The sequence below is a fragment of the Streptomyces griseomycini genome (assembly GCF_014203535.1).
GTDB lineage: Bacteria > Actinomycetota > Actinomycetes > Streptomycetales > Streptomycetaceae > Streptomyces > Streptomyces griseomycini.
Genome location: NZ_JACHJI010000002.1, coordinates 467,950 through 483,290, shown reverse-complemented (window position 1 = coordinate 483,290; position 15,341 = coordinate 467,950). Strand labels below are relative to the sequence as shown.

Annotated in this window: 12 protein-coding genes; 8 read left to right on the top strand and 4 right to left on the bottom strand. The window is 71.7% G+C overall.

The features are described 5' to 3' along the window. Positions 1 to 99 precede the first annotated feature (99 nt). A complete protein-coding gene (hutH, locus tag FHS37_RS06730; protein ID WP_184818789.1) occupies positions 100 to 1,638 on the top strand; it encodes a histidine ammonia-lyase in 1,539 nt (512 codons plus the stop codon). A 138-nt stretch (positions 1,639 to 1,776) separates the two neighbouring features. On the opposite strand, the gene FHS37_RS06725 is transcribed toward hutH, so the two are convergent. Then, positions 1,777 to 2,103, bottom strand: a complete 327-nt coding sequence (locus tag FHS37_RS06725; protein ID WP_184818114.1) for an LAETG motif-containing sortase-dependent surface protein — start codon at positions 2,101 to 2,103, stop codon at positions 1,777 to 1,779. A gap of 109 nt (positions 2,104 to 2,212) precedes the next feature. Between FHS37_RS06725 and FHS37_RS06720 the strand changes: the two genes are divergently transcribed. The 5 genes from FHS37_RS06720 to FHS37_RS06700 all read left to right on the top strand — a co-directional run bounded on the left by FHS37_RS06720 (position 2,213) and on the right by FHS37_RS06700 (position 9,992). Beyond that, entirely contained in the window at positions 2,213 to 2,623 is a 411-nt protein-coding gene (locus tag FHS37_RS06720; RefSeq protein WP_221499409.1) for a hypothetical protein, read from the top strand. Positions 2,624 to 2,846: 223 nt separating this feature from the next. Further along, positions 2,847 to 4,100, top strand: coding sequence for a L,D-transpeptidase (locus tag FHS37_RS06715; RefSeq protein ID WP_184818113.1), 1,254 nt, complete (start codon positions 2,847 to 2,849; stop codon positions 4,098 to 4,100). A 138-nt stretch (positions 4,101 to 4,238) separates the two neighbouring features. Further along, entirely contained in the window at positions 4,239 to 5,684 is a 1,446-nt protein-coding gene (locus FHS37_RS06710) for an ABC transporter permease (RefSeq protein WP_184818112.1), read from the top strand. An 80-nt stretch (positions 5,685 to 5,764) separates the two neighbouring features. Continuing rightward, complete coding sequence (locus FHS37_RS06705) at positions 5,765 to 6,448, top strand: ABC transporter ATP-binding protein (RefSeq protein WP_184818111.1); 684 nt, start codon at positions 5,765 to 5,767, stop codon at positions 6,446 to 6,448. Positions 6,449 to 6,668: 220 nt separating this feature from the next. Continuing rightward, positions 6,669 to 9,992 carry a S8 family peptidase gene (locus FHS37_RS06700; protein ID WP_184818110.1) on the top strand — a complete coding sequence of 1,108 codons (3,324 nt, stop codon included), beginning with the start codon at positions 6,669 to 6,671 and terminating at the stop codon, positions 9,990 to 9,992. Between the two features lie 89 nt (positions 9,993 to 10,081). On the opposite strand, the gene FHS37_RS06695 is transcribed toward FHS37_RS06700, so the two are convergent. Beyond that, a complete protein-coding gene (locus tag FHS37_RS06695) occupies positions 10,082 to 10,996 on the bottom strand; it encodes a helix-turn-helix domain-containing protein (protein WP_184818109.1) in 915 nt (304 codons plus the stop codon). Between the two features lie 172 nt (positions 10,997 to 11,168). On the opposite strand from FHS37_RS06695, the gene FHS37_RS06690 reads away from it, so the two are divergent. Next, entirely contained in the window at positions 11,169 to 12,212 is a 1,044-nt protein-coding gene (locus FHS37_RS06690; RefSeq protein WP_184818108.1) for an NAD(P)-dependent alcohol dehydrogenase, read from the top strand. 368 nt (positions 12,213 to 12,580) lie between these two features. Here the strand turns inward: FHS37_RS06690 and FHS37_RS06685 are convergent, their stop codons facing one another. After that, positions 12,581 to 12,901 (bottom strand): DUF6247 family protein, encoded by a 321-nt coding sequence (locus FHS37_RS06685; RefSeq protein WP_184818785.1) that lies wholly within the window; start codon positions 12,899 to 12,901, stop codon positions 12,581 to 12,583. After that, on the bottom strand, positions 12,898 to 14,016 hold the full coding sequence (locus FHS37_RS06680; protein ID WP_184818107.1) for a hypothetical protein: 1,119 nt from the start codon (positions 14,014 to 14,016) through the stop codon (positions 12,898 to 12,900). Before FHS37_RS06680 ends, FHS37_RS06685 begins: the two co-directional genes overlap by 4 nt. 166 nt (positions 14,017 to 14,182) lie before the next feature. Between FHS37_RS06680 and FHS37_RS06675 the strand changes: the two genes are divergently transcribed. Further along, positions 14,183 to 15,340 (top strand): cystathionine gamma-synthase, encoded by a 1,158-nt coding sequence (locus tag FHS37_RS06675; protein ID WP_184818106.1) that lies wholly within the window; start codon positions 14,183 to 14,185, stop codon positions 15,338 to 15,340. The last annotated feature ends 1 nt before the right edge of the window (position 15,341 follow it).

Below are 15,341 nucleotides of genomic sequence, written 5' to 3'. Positions count from 1 at the left end.
CCGCGGCGGCCCCGGCGGGTGTGACGTATCGGTAAGGGGCGGACCGGGCCCTCAGTGGTGACATCGTCGAATTCACTGCGTACGCTCCTGAATATGGATATGCACACTGTGGTGGTGGGGACGTCCGGGGCGACCGCGTCCGACGTGCTCGCCGTGGCGCGCGGGGGTGCCCGCGTCGAACTGTCCGCGGAGGCGGTGGCCGCGCTCGCCGCGTCCCGCGAGATCGTGGACGCCCTGGCCGCCAAGCCGGACCCCGTGTACGGGGTGAGCACCGGCTTCGGCGCCCTCGCGACCCGGCACATCAGCCCCGAGCTGCGCGCCCAGCTGCAGCGCAACATCGTCCGCTCGCACGCCGCCGGGATGGGGCCGCGCGTGGAGCGCGAGGTCGTCCGCGCCCTGATGTTCCTGCGGCTGAAGACCGTCTGCTCCGGGCACACCGGGGTCCGGCCCGAGGTCGCGCAGACCATGGCCGACGTGCTGAACGCCGGGATCACCCCGGTCGTGCACGAGTACGGCTCCCTCGGCTGCTCCGGAGACCTGGCCCCGCTGTCCCACTGCGCCCTCACGCTGATGGGCGAGGGGGACGCCGAGGGGCCCGACGGGACCGTGCGCCCCGCGGGCGAGCTGCTCGCCGGGCACGGGATCCGGCCCGTCGTACTGTGCGAGAAGGAAGGGCTCGCCCTCCTCAACGGCACCGACGGCATGCTCGGCATGCTGGTCATGGCCCTCGCCGACCTGGACACCCTGTACCGGTCCGCCGACGTCACGGCCGCCCTCAGCCTGGAGGCGCTGCTCGGCACCGACAAGGTGCTCGCCCCCGAGCTGCACGCCATCCGCCCGCACCCGGGACAGGCCGCCAGCGCCGCCAACATGCTGGCCGTGCTGAAGGGTTCGGGGCTGACGGGCCATCACCAGGACGACGCGCCCCGCGTCCAGGACGCCTACTCGGTGCGCTGCGCCCCGCAGGTCGCGGGCGCCGGGCGGGACACCCTGGCCCACGCCCGGCTGGTCGCCGAACGGGAGCTGGCGTCGGCGGTGGACAATCCGGTCGTCCTCCCCGACGGCCGGGTGGAGTCCAACGGCAACTTCCACGGGGCGCCGGTGGCCTACGTGCTGGACTTCCTCGCCATCGCCGTCGCCGACCTCGCCTCCGTCGCCGAGCGCCGCACCGACCGGCTGCTGGACAAGAACCGCAGCCACGGACTGCCGCCGTTCCTCGCCGACGACGCGGGCGTCGACTCGGGGCTGATGATCGCGCAGTACACGCAGGCCGCACTGGTGAGCGAGCTGAAGCGGCTCGCCGTCCCCGCGTCGGCCGACTCCATCCCCTCCTCCGCGATGCAGGAGGACCACGTCTCCATGGGCTGGTCGGCGGCGCGCAAGCTGCGCACGGCCGTGGACAACCTCACCCGGGTCATCGCCGTCGAGCTGTACGCCGCCACGCGCGCGGTGGAGCTGCGTGAGGGGCTGACGCCCGCGCCCGCGACGCGGGCCGTGATCGAGGCCGTGCGGGAGGCGGGCGTGGGGGGCCCGGGGCCGGACCGGTACCTCGCGCCCGACCTCGCCGCGGCGGAGGCGTTCGTCCGTGACGGGCGGCTGGTCGCGGCCGCGGAGACGGTCACCGGACCACTGCGCTGAACCGGCCGGGGTCCCGCGGAAGCGCCGCGGGACCCCGCGGGTTCGTTCCGGCGGGACCGGGGCGTCGCGGGGTTGACGGGCTGTCACCCGCCGTGGGCCGGTGGCCCGGCGCCCCCGTCGGGGAGGGGGGCGGGCGCGTCAGGGACCGAGGCGCTCGCGGCGCACCGAGTAGACGACGAACCCGGCGCCCAGGGCCAGGCAGGCCGTGCCGCCGGCGATGTAGGGGGTGCTGTCGAAGCTGCCGGTGTCGGCGAGCCGGGCGTCCTGGGAGGCGCCGTCCAGGGACGCGGACGTGGTGTGGGACACGATCCTCGCCTGCTCCGTGACCTGCGGAGACGGGCTCGCCGGGACCGACTCTCTCGCCGGGGTGTCCGAGGTCGCGTTCGCGGACGGGACGAACCACAGGGCGCACAGCAGGGTGCCCGCGGCGGTGGCGGTCAGCAACGGACGGAGCGCGGATGACACGGAATATCGATCCCCTTGTGGCGCTGACGAATTGGCCGTGTGGGCCGATGTTAATGAAAGGCGCGGGTCACAGGAAAGTCACGGGGGCCCGGGGCCGTACTCTCCGGGCATGAGCACTCCAGAGACCTCACGATTTGTCCGGCTCCGGGTGGAACTCGTCCTCGAGGTGGACGACGAGGACGCGGTGACCGGGGCCGCGCTGCGCAGGATCGCGGACGACGGCGACATGCCGGCCGCGGAACGGGCGCACGCCGAGAGCGCTGTGACGGAGGACACCGCCGAGGCCCTCGCCTATCTCATCGACCCGTTCGGCCTGGTCGGCGAGGTGCCGGGGGTCGAACTCCAGCAGGCCTCGTGGAGCGGTGAGCGGATCGACTACGACCCCGACTCGCCGGAGTGGGACCTCGACGAGGATGATGACGGGGAGTCCCACGACGAGGGGGACGGCGAAGTCGCCGAGGGCGACGGCGAAGAGAGCCACGGCGGCGGTGACGCGGGCGGGGCGGACAGGGCCGGCTGAGGCGGCCGGGGAACGGCCGGTGCCGGTCGCGTTCGTCACGTTCGTCACGTTCGTCCCGTCCGTCGCGGTGGACGCGGTGGGCGTGACGGACGTGGCGAGTCCCACACCCATAGGCCGTGGGGAACCGGATCACCCGGTCGTAGCGTTGATGGTTAGGGCGAGATCCCGGCTCCGGGCCGGGGCTCGTGGGGTTGGGAGTTCGGCAACGATGGAGAAGCGTGTGATGACGGACGGTAAGCGGCGCAGGGGCCTGACGGCCGCGTCCGCTCTGCTCGGCGGTGTGCTGGTGCTCTCGGCGTGTTCCGGCGGTGACGCGGACGCCTCGGGCGGCGACAGCGGCAACAACACCGCGCAGGCCCAGGTCGACGAGGCGGCGGCCAAGAAGAGCTCCGAGGCCCAGATCAAGATCACGCCGAAGGACGGCTCGACCAACGCCTCCATCAACAACTCCGCCGCCGTGACCGTGAGCAAGGGCACGCTCACCGAGGTGAAGATGACGACCGCCGACGGCACCGCCGTCTCCGGCCGTATATCCGACGACAAGAAGAGCTGGAAGCCCGACGCCCAGCTGGAGCGCGCCACCACCTACAAGGTGACGGCCACCGCCGAGGACTCCGAGGGCCGCGCCGCCCACGAGAACGCCTCCTTCACCACGGTCTCCCCGTCCAACAGCTTCATCGGCACCTTCACCCCGGACGACGGCACCACCGTGGGCGTCGGCATGCCGGTGTCGATCAACTTCGACAAGGCGATCACCAACAAGGCGGAGGTCCAGAAGGGCGTCACCGTCTCGACCACCAGTGGCCAGGAGGTCGCCTGCCACTGGTTCAACGCCAACCGCATGGACTGCCGCCCCGAGAACTACTGGCAGGAGGGCTCCACCGTCACCCTCAAGCTGGCGCTCGACGGCGTCGAGGGTGCCGAGGGCGTCTACGGCGTCCAGCAGAAGACGGTCACCTTCAAGATCGGCCGCAACCAGGTGTCCTACGTCGACGCCAAGACCAAGCAGATGAAGGTCACGCAGGACGGCAAGACCGTCCGCACCATCCCGATCTCCGCCGGATCGCCCGAGAACAAGACGTACGAGGGCCAGATGGTGATCTCCGAGAAGTTCAAGGAGACCCGGATGAACGGCGCGACCGTCGGCTTCACCGACGACGACGGCAAGGGCGAGTACGACATCAAGGACGTGCCGCACGCCATGCGCCTGAGCACCTCCGGCACCTTCATCCACGGCAACTACTGGGGCGCCAAGTCCATCTTCGGCAGCGCCAACACCAGCCACGGCTGCGTGGGTCTGGCCGACACCAAGGGCGCGAACGACCCGAACACGCCCGGCGCGTGGTTCTACGACAACTCGATCATCGGTGACGTGGTCGTCGTCCAGAACACCGGCGACAAGACCATCGCCCCGGACAACGGCCTCAACGGCTGGAACATGGACTGGGAGCAGTGGAAGGCCGGCTCGGCCCTCTGACCCCACCGCTCACGGAGTCCCGCCCGACCTGACGGTGCCGCCGCCCGCCCCTTCCGGGGCGGGCGGCGGCACCGTCTTCTCATGGGCCTCTTATGGCGCGCTTAACGCTTCATCACGGACCGTTCCTAGCTTGCCGCCATGTTCATCACCTACCTGAGGCGCGAGCTGCGCCGCCGCAGAAAGGCGGCCCTCGTCGTCGCCTCCGGCCTCGCGGTCGGCATCGCGCTGGTCATCGTGGTCACCTCCGTGTCCTCCGGCATGAGCAAGGCGCAGGGCAAGGTCCTGCAGTCCCTGTACGGGCTGGGCACGGACATGACGGTCACCAAGGCCGCGGAGCCCACGGCCACCCCCGAGCGCCCGCGCTTCCGCTTCGACGCGCGGAGCGAGGGCGCCGACGAGGAGCAGAGCAGCGACCGCGTCATGGTGCAGGGCTTCCAGACCCTGGCGAGCTCCACCGTGGACGAGGTCGGCGAACAGAGCGGCGTCGCCGACGCGGTGGGCGGACTGAGCCTGCAGGTCCTCAAGGTCAGCGGCCAGTTCACCCGGGGTCAGGTCCAGCAGGACGGCCAGAGCGGACAGGGCGGCGGTCCGGGGGCCGCCCAGCCCTCCCCGCAGGGGCGGGTCCAGGGCGGGGGCGCCGACTTCGACGTCAACAGCTACACCGTCTACGGCACCGACGTCACCGAGCCCGCCCTCGGCCCGCTGACCTCCTCCGAGATCACCAGCGGCCGCACCTTCAAGACGACCGAGACCGACGCGAAGGTCGCCGTCGCCGACTCCGCCTACGCCAAGGAGAAGAAGCTCGAGACCGGTGACACCGTCACCGTCAAGGGCACGGAGTACGAGGTCGTCGGCATCGCCACCGCCACCAGCGGGGACGCCGCCGCCAACCTCTACGTCCCGCTGCGGCAGGCCCAGACCCTCGCCGACGCCGAGGACAAGGTCACCACGATCTACGTCAAGGCGACCGACTCCCAGCGGATCGACAGCGTCAAGTCCGAGATACAGAAGAACATCTCCGGTACGACCGTCACGACCTCCGCCGACCTCGCGGACACCGTCTCCGGCTCCCTGTCCACCGCCTCCTCGCTCGCCACCGGCGTCGGCACGTGGCTGTCGGTCGCGGTGCTCGTGGCCGCGTTCCTCGTCGCCGGGCTGCTCACCTCCTCGGCGGTCTCCCGCCGGGTGCGCGAGTTCGGCACGCTCAAGGCACTGGGCTGGACCTCGGGCCGGGTGACCCGGCAGGTGGTCGGCGAGGCCGTCGTCAACGGCCTGGTCGGCGGCGCCCTCGGCATCGCGCTCGGCCTGGCGGGCGCGTACGCCGTCACCGCGGCCAGTCCCACCCTGCAGGCCCAGCTCGGCGGCGGCACGGGCGGTACGGGCGGACCCGGCGGTGGTGGCGCGGGCGGACCCGGTCAGCAGGCCGCCACGACCCTCGACGTCGCGCTCACCGCACCCGTCAGCCTCACCACCCTCGGCCTCGCGGTCGGCCTCGCCGTGGCCGGTGGCCTCGTCGCCGGCGCCTTCGGCGGCCGGCGCGCCTCCCGGCTGCGGCCGGCCGACGCGCTGCGCCGCATCGAGTGACGCCCGCCCGGCACCGGATCCGGGGTCCGCACGGCAATGGGCGGACCTCCCCTCCCCGTACACCATCCAGGAGTCGACCCATGTACGAACTCAGAGGCGTCACCCGGCGCTACACGCGCGGTAAGGAGACCGTCCACGCCCTCGACGGCATCGACCTGACCATCCCCGACGGAGACCGGCTCGTCATCCAGGGACCCACGGGCGGCGGCAAGTCCACGCTGCTGCAGATGCTCGGCGGGCTCGACCGGCCCAGCTCCGGCGAGATCGTCCTCGACGGCACCGACCTGGCCAAGCTGCCCGAGGCCCGGCTCACCCGGGTGCGCAGCGAGAACATCGGCTTCGTCTTCCAGTCCTTCAACCTGATCCCCACGCTCACCGCGCAGGAGAACGTCGAGACCGCGCTCGTGCCGCTCGGGGTGAAGGCGAAGGAGCGCAGGGAGAAGGCAGCCGAGGCGCTCGCGTCGGTCGGGCTCGGCGAACGGCTCGGGCACCTGCCCGGCGAGATGTCCGGCGGTCAGCAGCAGCGGGTGGCCATCGCGCGGGCCCTGGTGAAGGAGCCGAAGGTGCTGCTCGCCGACGAACCGACCGGAAACCTCGACGAGTCGACGCGCGACGAGATCATGGACGTGCTCGTCCGCATGTGGAAGGAGCTCGGGCTCACCTTCGTCATGGTCACCCACGACTCGGCCATCGCGAGGAGGGCCCCGCGCCTGGCGACGATCCGCAAGGGGCGGATCACCGTGCGGGAGAACGCGGAGGCCTGACCCGGCGCGGCCCAACCCCGCGGTCCTGTAACGGAGTCACGGCGGCGAGGTTACAGTCGCCCGGCGACTTCCCCACCTTTTCCACAGCCCTTGAGGCGCTTGATCACCCCTCGGCATACTGCGACATCCGGGGGGTGCGCGCATGCGTACGAGACCACCCCCGGCCGGGTGAAGGGGAACTCACCCGGCGACTCCGCTAGGGGGAACCTTGCGCAGACAAGTGAAGAGAGCATGCGCGGCCACGGTCGCCACGGCGGCCGCCGTGGCCCTCGCGGCGGGCATGACCAGTCCGGCGGCGGCCGACGGGGAACGGACGGCCGCCACCGGACAGCCGTCGGCGAAGACGTCCTCGCTCAAGGCCGACCACCGCATCACGCTGATCACCGGCGACCGGGTCGTCGTGGACGCCAAGGGCCGCGTCGTCGGACTGGAACGGGCCGAGGGCCGGGAGCACATACCCGTCCAGATACGCAAGGCCGGCGGCCACACCCTGGTGCTGCCGGCGGACGCCGCCCGGCTGGTCGCGAGCGGCAGGCTCGACCAGCGGCTCTTCGACGTCACCGAACTCGACAAGACCGCGACCCGCGGTTCCCACAAGCGGGGGCTGAAGGTCATCGTCGGCTACAAGGGCACCGCACGGGCGGCCAAGGCCGAGGTCCGCGACGCGGGCGAGCTCCGCCGGACCCTGAAGTCCCTGAACGCGGACGCGGTGCAGACCCCGCACGAGGACGCGCCCGAGCTGTGGGACGCCGTCACCAACGGCGACCGGACCGCCTCCGGCATCGCCCACATCTGGCTGGACGGGGTCCGCAAGGCCAGCCTCGACACGTCCGTCGGGCAGATCGGCACCCCCAAGGCGTGGGCCGCCGGCTACGACGGCAAGGGCGTGAAGATCGCCGTCCTGGACACCGGTGTCGACACCACCCACCCGGACCTGAAGGGCCAGGTGACCGCGTCCAAGAACTTCACCGCGGCACCGAACGCCGGCGACAAGGTCGGCCACGGCACCCACGTCGCCGCCACCGCGGCCGGTACCGGGGCCAAGTCCGGCGGCAAGTACAAGGGCGTCGCGCCCGGCGCCAGGATCCTCAACGGCAAGGTCCTCGACGACTCCGGCTCCGGTGACGACTCCGGCATCCTCGCCGGCATGGAGTGGGCGGCCGCGCAGGGCGCCGACATCGTCAACATGAGCCTGGGCGGCGGGGACACGGCCGAGGTCGACCCGCTGGAGGCGGCGGTGAACAAGCTGTCCGCCGAGAAGGGCATCCTCTTCGCCATCGCGGCCGGCAACTCCGGTCCCCAGTCGGTCAATTCGCCCGGCAGTGCGGACGCCGCCCTCACCGTCGGCGCCGTCGACGGCAAGGACGGGCTCGCCGACTTCTCCTCCACCGGCCCCCGCGTCGGCGACGGAGCCATCAAGCCGGACGTCACCGCGCCCGGCGTGGACATCACGGCCGCCTCGGCGAAGGGCAACGACATCGCCGCGGAGGTCGGCGAGAAGCCGGCCGGCTACATGACCATCTCCGGTACGTCGATGGCGACCCCGCACGTCGCGGGCGCGGCGGCGCTCCTGAAGCAGCAGCACCCCGAGTGGAGCCACGCGGAGCTGAAGGGCGCGCTCACCGGCTCCACCAAGGGCGGGAAGTACACCCCGTTCGAGCAGGGATCGGGCCGGATCCAGGTCGACAAGGCCGTCAAGCAGACCGTGATCGCCGACCCGGTCTCGGTGAGCTTCGGTGTCCAGCAGTGGCCGCACACCGACGACAAGCCGGTCACCAAGCAGCTGACCTACCGCAACCTCGGCACCGAGGACGTCACCCTGAAGCTGGCGTCGACGGCCACCGGTCCCAAGGGCAAGGCGGCCCCGGCCGGCTTCTTCAAGCTCGGCGCCACCACGGTCACGGTCCCGGCGGGCGGCAGGGCCTCCGTCGACATGACCGTCGACACCAGGCTCGGCGGCACGGCCGACGGCGCGTACTCCGCGTACGTGGTCGCCACGGGCGGCGGGCAGACCGTGCGCACGGCCGCCGCGGTGCAGCGCGAGGTCGAGTCGTACGACGTGACGCTGAAGTTCCTCGACCGCGAGGGCAAGGCGGCCGGCAACTACATCACGAACCTGAGCGGCGTCTCCGGACTGGCCACCGACCAGTGGTACCAGCCCTACGACGCCGACGGCACCGTCACCGTCCGCGTGCCCAAGGGCGGTTACGTCCTGGACAGCGCGGTCTTCGTCGGCTCCGACCCGGAGAAGTTCGAGGGCGCCGACTGGCTCGCCCAGCCGAAGCTGGACGTCACCAGGAACACGACGATCACGCTGGACGCGCGCAAGGCCAAGCCGGTGAACATCACCGTGCCCGACAGGGCGGCCAAGCCGGAGTTCGCCTCGGCCGACTACACCGTGGAGACGAAGAACGGCTCCTACGGCTTCGGCTGGTGGCTGGACTCGTACGACGGCCTCCGCTCCGCGCACCTCGGCCCGCAGGTCACCGACGGCTCGCTGAGCCAGCAGTGGGACGGCCACTGGAGCAAGGGCGCCAAGGAGCAGTACGACACCGTCACCGGCGGCAAGGTCAAGAAGCTCGCCACCGGCTACACCCGGCACTACAAGGCGGGCGAACTGACCACGGTGAAGGTCGGCATGGGCGCGGCGGCGAGCGGCAAGAAGGGCGCCGTCAGCGCCACGGGCTGGCTGCCCGGCAGCAGCGGAGCCTCCTCGATCGGCATCCCGCAGACCCTGCCCGGCACCCGCACCCTGCACCTGTCCACCTCGGGCGGCGTGAAGTGGGACCTCGAGTTCGCGCAGCAGGGCGGTGTCGACGCCGAGGGCTGGCCGATCGACGAGGCCGCGTACCTCATCGGCTCCGGGAAGACCTACAAGGCCGGCAAGAAGTACGCGGAGACCGTGAACACGGCCGTCTTCGGGCCGCGGCTGACCTCGGACCTCGGTCTCTTCCGCGAGGGCAACAGCATCTACGGCATGATCCCGCTGTTCGCCGACGGCAAGGGCCACCTCGGCTCCTCGGTGTTCACCTCGGTCACCACCAGCCTCCACCGCAACGGCAAGAAGGTCGGCTCGCACGACGACCCGCTGTTCGGCGACAAGGAGTTCAAGGTCCCGTCCGGTGACGCCTCCTACAAGCTGACCACCTCGGTCAAGCGCAGCGCCAAGGTCGCCGCCGCCTCCACCCGGATCGACGCGAGCTGGACCTTCCGCTCCAAGAAGACCGCCGACCTCACCCAGCTGCCCGCCTCCACGGTCCGCTTCCACGCGGCGACCGGCCTGGACAGCAAGGCCGCGGCCGGCAAGAAGGTCAGCGTCCCGGTCACCGTCGAGGGCGCGGCCAAGGGCAAGAACCTCAAGTCGCTGCACACGTACGTCTCCTACGACTACGGCAAGACCTGGAAGAAGCTCGAGGTCAAGAAGGGCAAGATCACCTTCAAGAACCCGGCGAAGGGGAAGGCCGTCTCCTTCCACGCCAAGATCACCGACAAGAAGGGCAACAAGTCGACGATCTCGATCTACAACGCGTACTACGGGAAGTGAGCCACCGGCTCACCGACCGTACCCGCTGAGCGAGGGCCCGCCGCAAGCACGTCTTCCGGCGGGCCCTTCGGCACCCGCGGCGGCGGGGCTCAGACGGTCGGCGCCGACGTCCCGGACCGCCGCGCGTCCGCGCCCCAGCTGCCCAGGAGCCGCAGTGCCTCCGCCGACGGCGAGCCCGGCTCCGCGAAGTACGTGACCAGCGACTGCTCGGTCTCACCGGCCGGCCGGAACGACTCGAAGAACAGGGTCAGCTCCCCGACGAGCGGGTGCCGGACGCGCTTGACGCCGTGGCTCTTCTCCTTGACGTCGTGCGCGGCCCAGAGCCTCCTGAACTCCTCGCTCTTGACGGAGAGCTCGCCGACCAGGGAGGACAGCTGGGGGTCGTCCGGGTGGCAGCCCGCGTCCATGCGCAGATAGGCGACCATGTCGTACGCCTTCTGGTCCCACTCCACGAACAGCTCCCGGCAGTCCGGGTCCAGGAACACCAGCCGCGCCCAGTTCCGCTCCTGCGCCGGGAGCTTCCCCCAGTCCCCGAAGAGCGCCGCGGCCATCCGGTTCCAGGCGAGGATGTCCGAGCGCCGTCCCACGACGTACGCCGGGACCGTGTCCAGCGAGTCCAGCAGCTGCCGCAGCGCCGGGCGGACCTGCCGGTCCCGCGCCACCTGCTTCTTCTTGTGCTGCTTCGGCTTCGCCAGATGCGTGAGGTGGGCGTGCTCGGCGTCGGTCAGGCGCAGGGCGCGCGCGATCGAGTCCAGCACCTCCGCCGACACGTTCCGCCCGTTGCCCTGCTCCAGGCGCGTGTAGTACGCCACGGACACCCCGGCGAGCTGCGCCAGCTCCTCGCGGCGCAGCCCCGGCACCCGGCGGTGCCGCCCGAAGTCCGGCAGCCCCACGTCCTCCGGCTTCAGCCGGGCCCGCCGGGTGCGCAGGAACTCGCTGAGCTCCGCACGCCGGTCGAGGCCGGTGCTCCCGTCGGCCGCCGGGCCGGTCCGCTGCTCGTCCATGGCACCAGTATCGCCGGTCGTACGCACACCAGCCTGTCCCTGCCAGTGGTACGCACGGCCAACGTAGGCAAAGCGGTGGTCTGGGTGACTCCCGGCCGTTGTCGCAGGCTGGAGACCGTGCCCGGACGGACAGAAGGCGACCGGGCGCACGACTTCCGAGGAGACCCCTGGTATGACCACCGTTGCCGCGTACGCCGCACCCGCCGCCAAGGCTCCGCTGGAGCGGACGACCATCGAGCGGCGTGAGGTCGGCACGCACGACGTCCTGATCGACATCAAGTTCGCCGGCATCTGCCACTCCGACATCCACCAGGCCCGCGAGGGCTGGGGCGAGGCGATCTTCCCGATGGTCCCCGGCCACGAGATCGCCGGTGTGGTGTCCGAGGTCGGCCCCGGCGTCACGAAGTTCCGGGTCGGTGACCGCGTGGGGGTCGGCTGCATGGTCGACTCCTGCCGCGAGTGCGACAACTGCCGGGCCGGCCGGGAGCAGTACTGCACCGGCAGCGGCATGGTCGGCACGTACAACGCCCTGGACAAGAACGGCGAACCGACCTACGGCGGCTACGCGCAGAAGATCGTCGTCGACGAGAACTACGTCGTCCGCATCCCCGACGGCCTGTCCCTCGACGTCGCCGCGCCCCTGCTGTGCGCCGGCATCACCGTGTACTCCCCGCTGAAGCGCTGGGGCGCCGGCCCCGGCAGGAAGGTCGCGATCCTCGGCATGGGCGGCCTCGGCCACATGGGCGTCAAGATCGCGCACGCGCTGGGCGCGGAGGTGACGGTGCTGTCGCAGTCCCTGCGCAAGAAGGACGACGGCCTCAGGCTGGGCGCCGACCACTACCGCGCCACCAGCGACCCGAAGACCTTCGAGGAACTGCGGGGCGCCTTCGACCTGATCGTGTCGACGGTGTCGGCCCCGCTGGACTTCAACGCCTACCTGTCCCTGCTGAGGACGGAGGGCACGCTGGCCAACGTGGGCGCCCCCGAGGAGCCGGTCTCCCTCGACCTCTTCTCGGTGATCGGAGGCGGCAAGACCCTCGCCGGCTCGATGATCGGCGGCATCGCCGAGACCCAGGAGATGCTGGACTTCTGCGCCGCGCACGGCATCGGCGCGGAGATCGAGCTGATCGCCGCGGCCGAGATCAACGAGGCCTACGAGCGGGTCCTGGACAGCGACGTCCGCTACCGCTTCGTCATCGACACGGCGACGATCTGACGCCCCGCGCGCTCCTCCCGGTCGCCCCCGCGCGACCCGTTCCGTGACACCGGCGAGCGGTGTCCGCCCGGAGGGCGGGGAGGGGCCGCTGCCGCAGTGGCTACAGCGCCTCGAACGGAGGCACGATACGGACGACGATGACCAACGGGTCACGTGGTGCCACCAAGGAGGAGAGCCAGCCACCTGCGGCGTCCATCCGGCGCAGACCCCCGGGCCGGGGCCGTTTCCCGGGTCGCTGACGCCGATGCCCGTACTGGCCAGGTCGACGAGTTGGCCGGCCAGACGCTCCACTTCCGCCACGACGTGGACGGGAACGCCGCCCGCCACGTGATCGTGGTCGGGGTCGTACTCCCAGCGCCGGTCCGTGCTCACCGGGGCGGGAGGCCGACGGCCGCATGGGCTTCGTCCAGGATCCGCCCGATCTCGCGGGCGGCCTGCCGGGCCTGTGCGGCGTCGCCCGACTCGGCGAGGTCCTCCCAGCGGCGGAGGCCCGCTGCCAGGCCGGGACGGCGCTGGATGCGCACGTGGACGGCCCACTGGGCGATGAACCGCTGGAGCGGTGCCAGATCGGAGCCCTGCCGGGACTGGTCGGCCGCTTGGTCCAGTTCCCGGGTGAACGCAGGCAGCGCAGCCGGTGCGATCTGCCGGATGGCCTGCCGCAGCGCGGCGACCGTGGCCGGTGGACTCAGTGCGGCAGGGTAGCCGGACTGCCGCCGTTCGCCTCGTAGCCCGCGACCGCCAGGGCCCGGTAGACCGCGAACTCCGCGGCGGGGTCGGCGGACAGGGTCCAGGGGAGCGCGCCGACGTGGCCGTCGACGCGTATCAGCTGGCTCATGGCCTCCGCCCAGCGCTCGGCGCGGACCAGGAAGAAGACCAGCAGGTGCCGGACGTGCGCGAGCATCGGGTCGTCGGGGCGGGCCGAGTGCACCGCGTGCAGCGCGCCGTGGATCGCCTTGGTGACGACCTCGCTCTGGTAGAAGCCGCTGACCAGGTTCACCTCGGGCATGTGCTCGAACACCGCGAAGAGCGGCATCGCGGCGAGGAGCGACCCCTGCGGCGCCCGGGCCGCCGCGGCCTCCGCGAACGCGTACGCCAGCTGCCGCGAGCCGTGCCACTTCTCGCACCAGTAGTGCAGCGCGGCCAGGTGCGCCCCCATGTGGTTCGGCGCACGGTCCAGGATCTTCAGCCAGACCTGCTCGAAGTCCTCCCGGGAGTAGCCGAGTCCACGGGCCACCGACAGCTCCACGATGTACGGGACCGGATCACCGGGAGCCAGCAGCGCCGCCTCGCCGCACGCCTCCTTCGCCTCCTCCATGATGATCCGGAACTCGTCCGTCCCGGGGGTCGCCGTACGCCACGCCTGCTGCACCAGGAACTCGGCGTGCACCGCCGCTCCCCCCGCGTCCTTGGGCGCCTCGGTCCGCCACACCCGCAGCCACTGTCCGCCCGGCGCCTCGCCCACCCCGCCGGGCCGCTGCCGCAGCTCCAGCGAGACGGCGCCCGCGAAGGCCTGGACGCGCTGCCAGCGCAGCTCGCTCCCCGCGTCCGTGCCGGCCAGCAGCTGCTGTGCCGCGCGGTGGTCCTGCGTGCGCTGCACCAGGTCCAGCACGTCCAGCAGGTCCTGGTCGGGGCCGGGCATGCGGATGTCCAGCTCCTCCTCGCGGGCGAAGCCGTAGTTCGCCGGGTCCGCCGCGTCCGGGTGGCCGGGCGGGACCAGGCCGACCGCGCCGCGCCGGCGCCTGAGGAACGGCACCACCACGAAGCTGAGCATGACGAGCGCGATCAGGACCCAGAGAATCTCCATGCCACCAGCGAACCAGACCGCGCCGCCCCTTGGCCAACCTGGTGCCCTACCTGTGGAGAACTCCCGGCCCCCGGCCTGCGGCTCCGGGTTCCGGAAGCGGTGCCCGTCCGCCCGAACCCGCTCCGCGTCCGCCATCGGCGCCGCCCGAGCACTACCCTCGGTGCTCATGAGCGACAGGCACATCAGTCAGCACTTCGAGACGCTCGCGATCCACGCGGGCAACACCGCCGACCCCCTGACGGGCGCGGTCGTCCCGCCGATCTACCAGGTGTCCACCTACAAGCAGGACGGCGTCGGCGGCCTGCGCGGCGGCTACGAGTACAGCCGCAGCGCCAACCCGACCAGGACCGCGCTGGAGGAGAACCTCGCCGCCCTGGAGGGCGGCCGCCGCGGCCTCGCGTTCGCGTCCGGACTGGCGGCCGAGGACTGCCTGCTGCGTACGCTGCTCAGCCCCGGCGACCACGTGGTCATCCCGAACGACGCGTACGGCGGCACGTTCCGGCTCTTCGCCAAGGTCGTCGCCCGCTGGGGCGTGGAGTGGTCGGTGGCCGACACGGGCGACCCCGCCGCCGTGCGGGCCGCCCTCACCCCCAAGACCAAGGTCGTCTGGGTGGAGACCCCCTCCAACCCGCTGCTCGGCATCACCGACATCGCCGCCGTCGCCCAGGTCGCCCGGGACGCGGGCGCCCGCCTCGTCGTCGACAACACCTTCGCCACGCCCTACCTCCAGCAGCCGCTCTCCCTCGGCGCGGACGTCGTGGTGCACTCCCTGACCAAGTACATGGGCGGCCACTCGGACGTCGTCGGCGGCGCCCTGATCACCGACGACGCGGAGCTGGGCGAGGAGCTCGCCTTCCACCAGAACGCGATGGGCGCGGTCGCCGGCCCCTTCGACTCCTGGCTGGTGCTCCGCGGCACCAAGACGCTGTCGGTGCGCATGGACCGGCACAGCGAGAACGCGACCAGGATCGCCGACATGCTCACCCGGCACCCGCGCGTGACGAGCGTCCTGTACCCGGGACTGCCGGACCACCCCGGTCACGAGGTCGCCGCCAAGCAGATGCGGGCCTTCGGCGGCATGGTCTCCTTCCGCGTGGAGGGCGGCGAGGAGGCGGCCGTCGAGGTCTGCAACCGGGCCGAGGTGTTCACGCTCGGCGAGTCCCTGGGCGGCGTCGAGTCGCTGATCGAGCACCCCGGCCGGATGACGCACGCGTCGGCGGCGGGTTCCGCCCTCGAGGTCCCCGCCGACCTGGTGCGGCTCTCCGTCGGCATCGAGAACGTCGACGACCTGCTCGACGACCTTCAGCAGGCGCTCGGGAAGTAGG

What these genes read in the sequence shown, in the direction of transcription:
- FHS37_RS06690 (WP_184818108.1), top strand. Translation starts at nt 11,169, where the DNA reads ATGACCACCGTTGCCGCGTACGCCGCACCCGCCGCCAAGGCTCCGCTG.
- FHS37_RS06710 (WP_184818112.1), top strand. Translation starts at nt 4,239, where the DNA reads ATGTTCATCACCTACCTGAGGCGCGAGCTGCGCCGCCGCAGAAAGGCG.
- FHS37_RS06715 (WP_184818113.1), top strand. Translation starts at nt 2,847, where the DNA reads ATGACGGACGGTAAGCGGCGCAGGGGCCTGACGGCCGCGTCCGCTCTG.
- FHS37_RS06675 (WP_184818106.1), top strand. Translation starts at nt 14,183, where the DNA reads ATGAGCGACAGGCACATCAGTCAGCACTTCGAGACGCTCGCGATCCAC.
- FHS37_RS06705 (WP_184818111.1), top strand. Translation starts at nt 5,765, where the DNA reads ATGTACGAACTCAGAGGCGTCACCCGGCGCTACACGCGCGGTAAGGAG.
- FHS37_RS06695 (WP_184818109.1), bottom strand. Translation starts at nt 10,996, where the DNA reads ATGGACGAGCAGCGGACCGGCCCGGCGGCCGACGGGAGCACCGGCCTC.
- FHS37_RS06680 (WP_184818107.1), bottom strand. Translation starts at nt 14,016, where the DNA reads ATGGAGATTCTCTGGGTCCTGATCGCGCTCGTCATGCTCAGCTTCGTG.
- hutH (WP_184818789.1), top strand. Translation starts at nt 100, where the DNA reads ATGCACACTGTGGTGGTGGGGACGTCCGGGGCGACCGCGTCCGACGTG.
- FHS37_RS06720 (WP_221499409.1), top strand. Translation starts at nt 2,213, where the DNA reads ATGAGCACTCCAGAGACCTCACGATTTGTCCGGCTCCGGGTGGAACTC.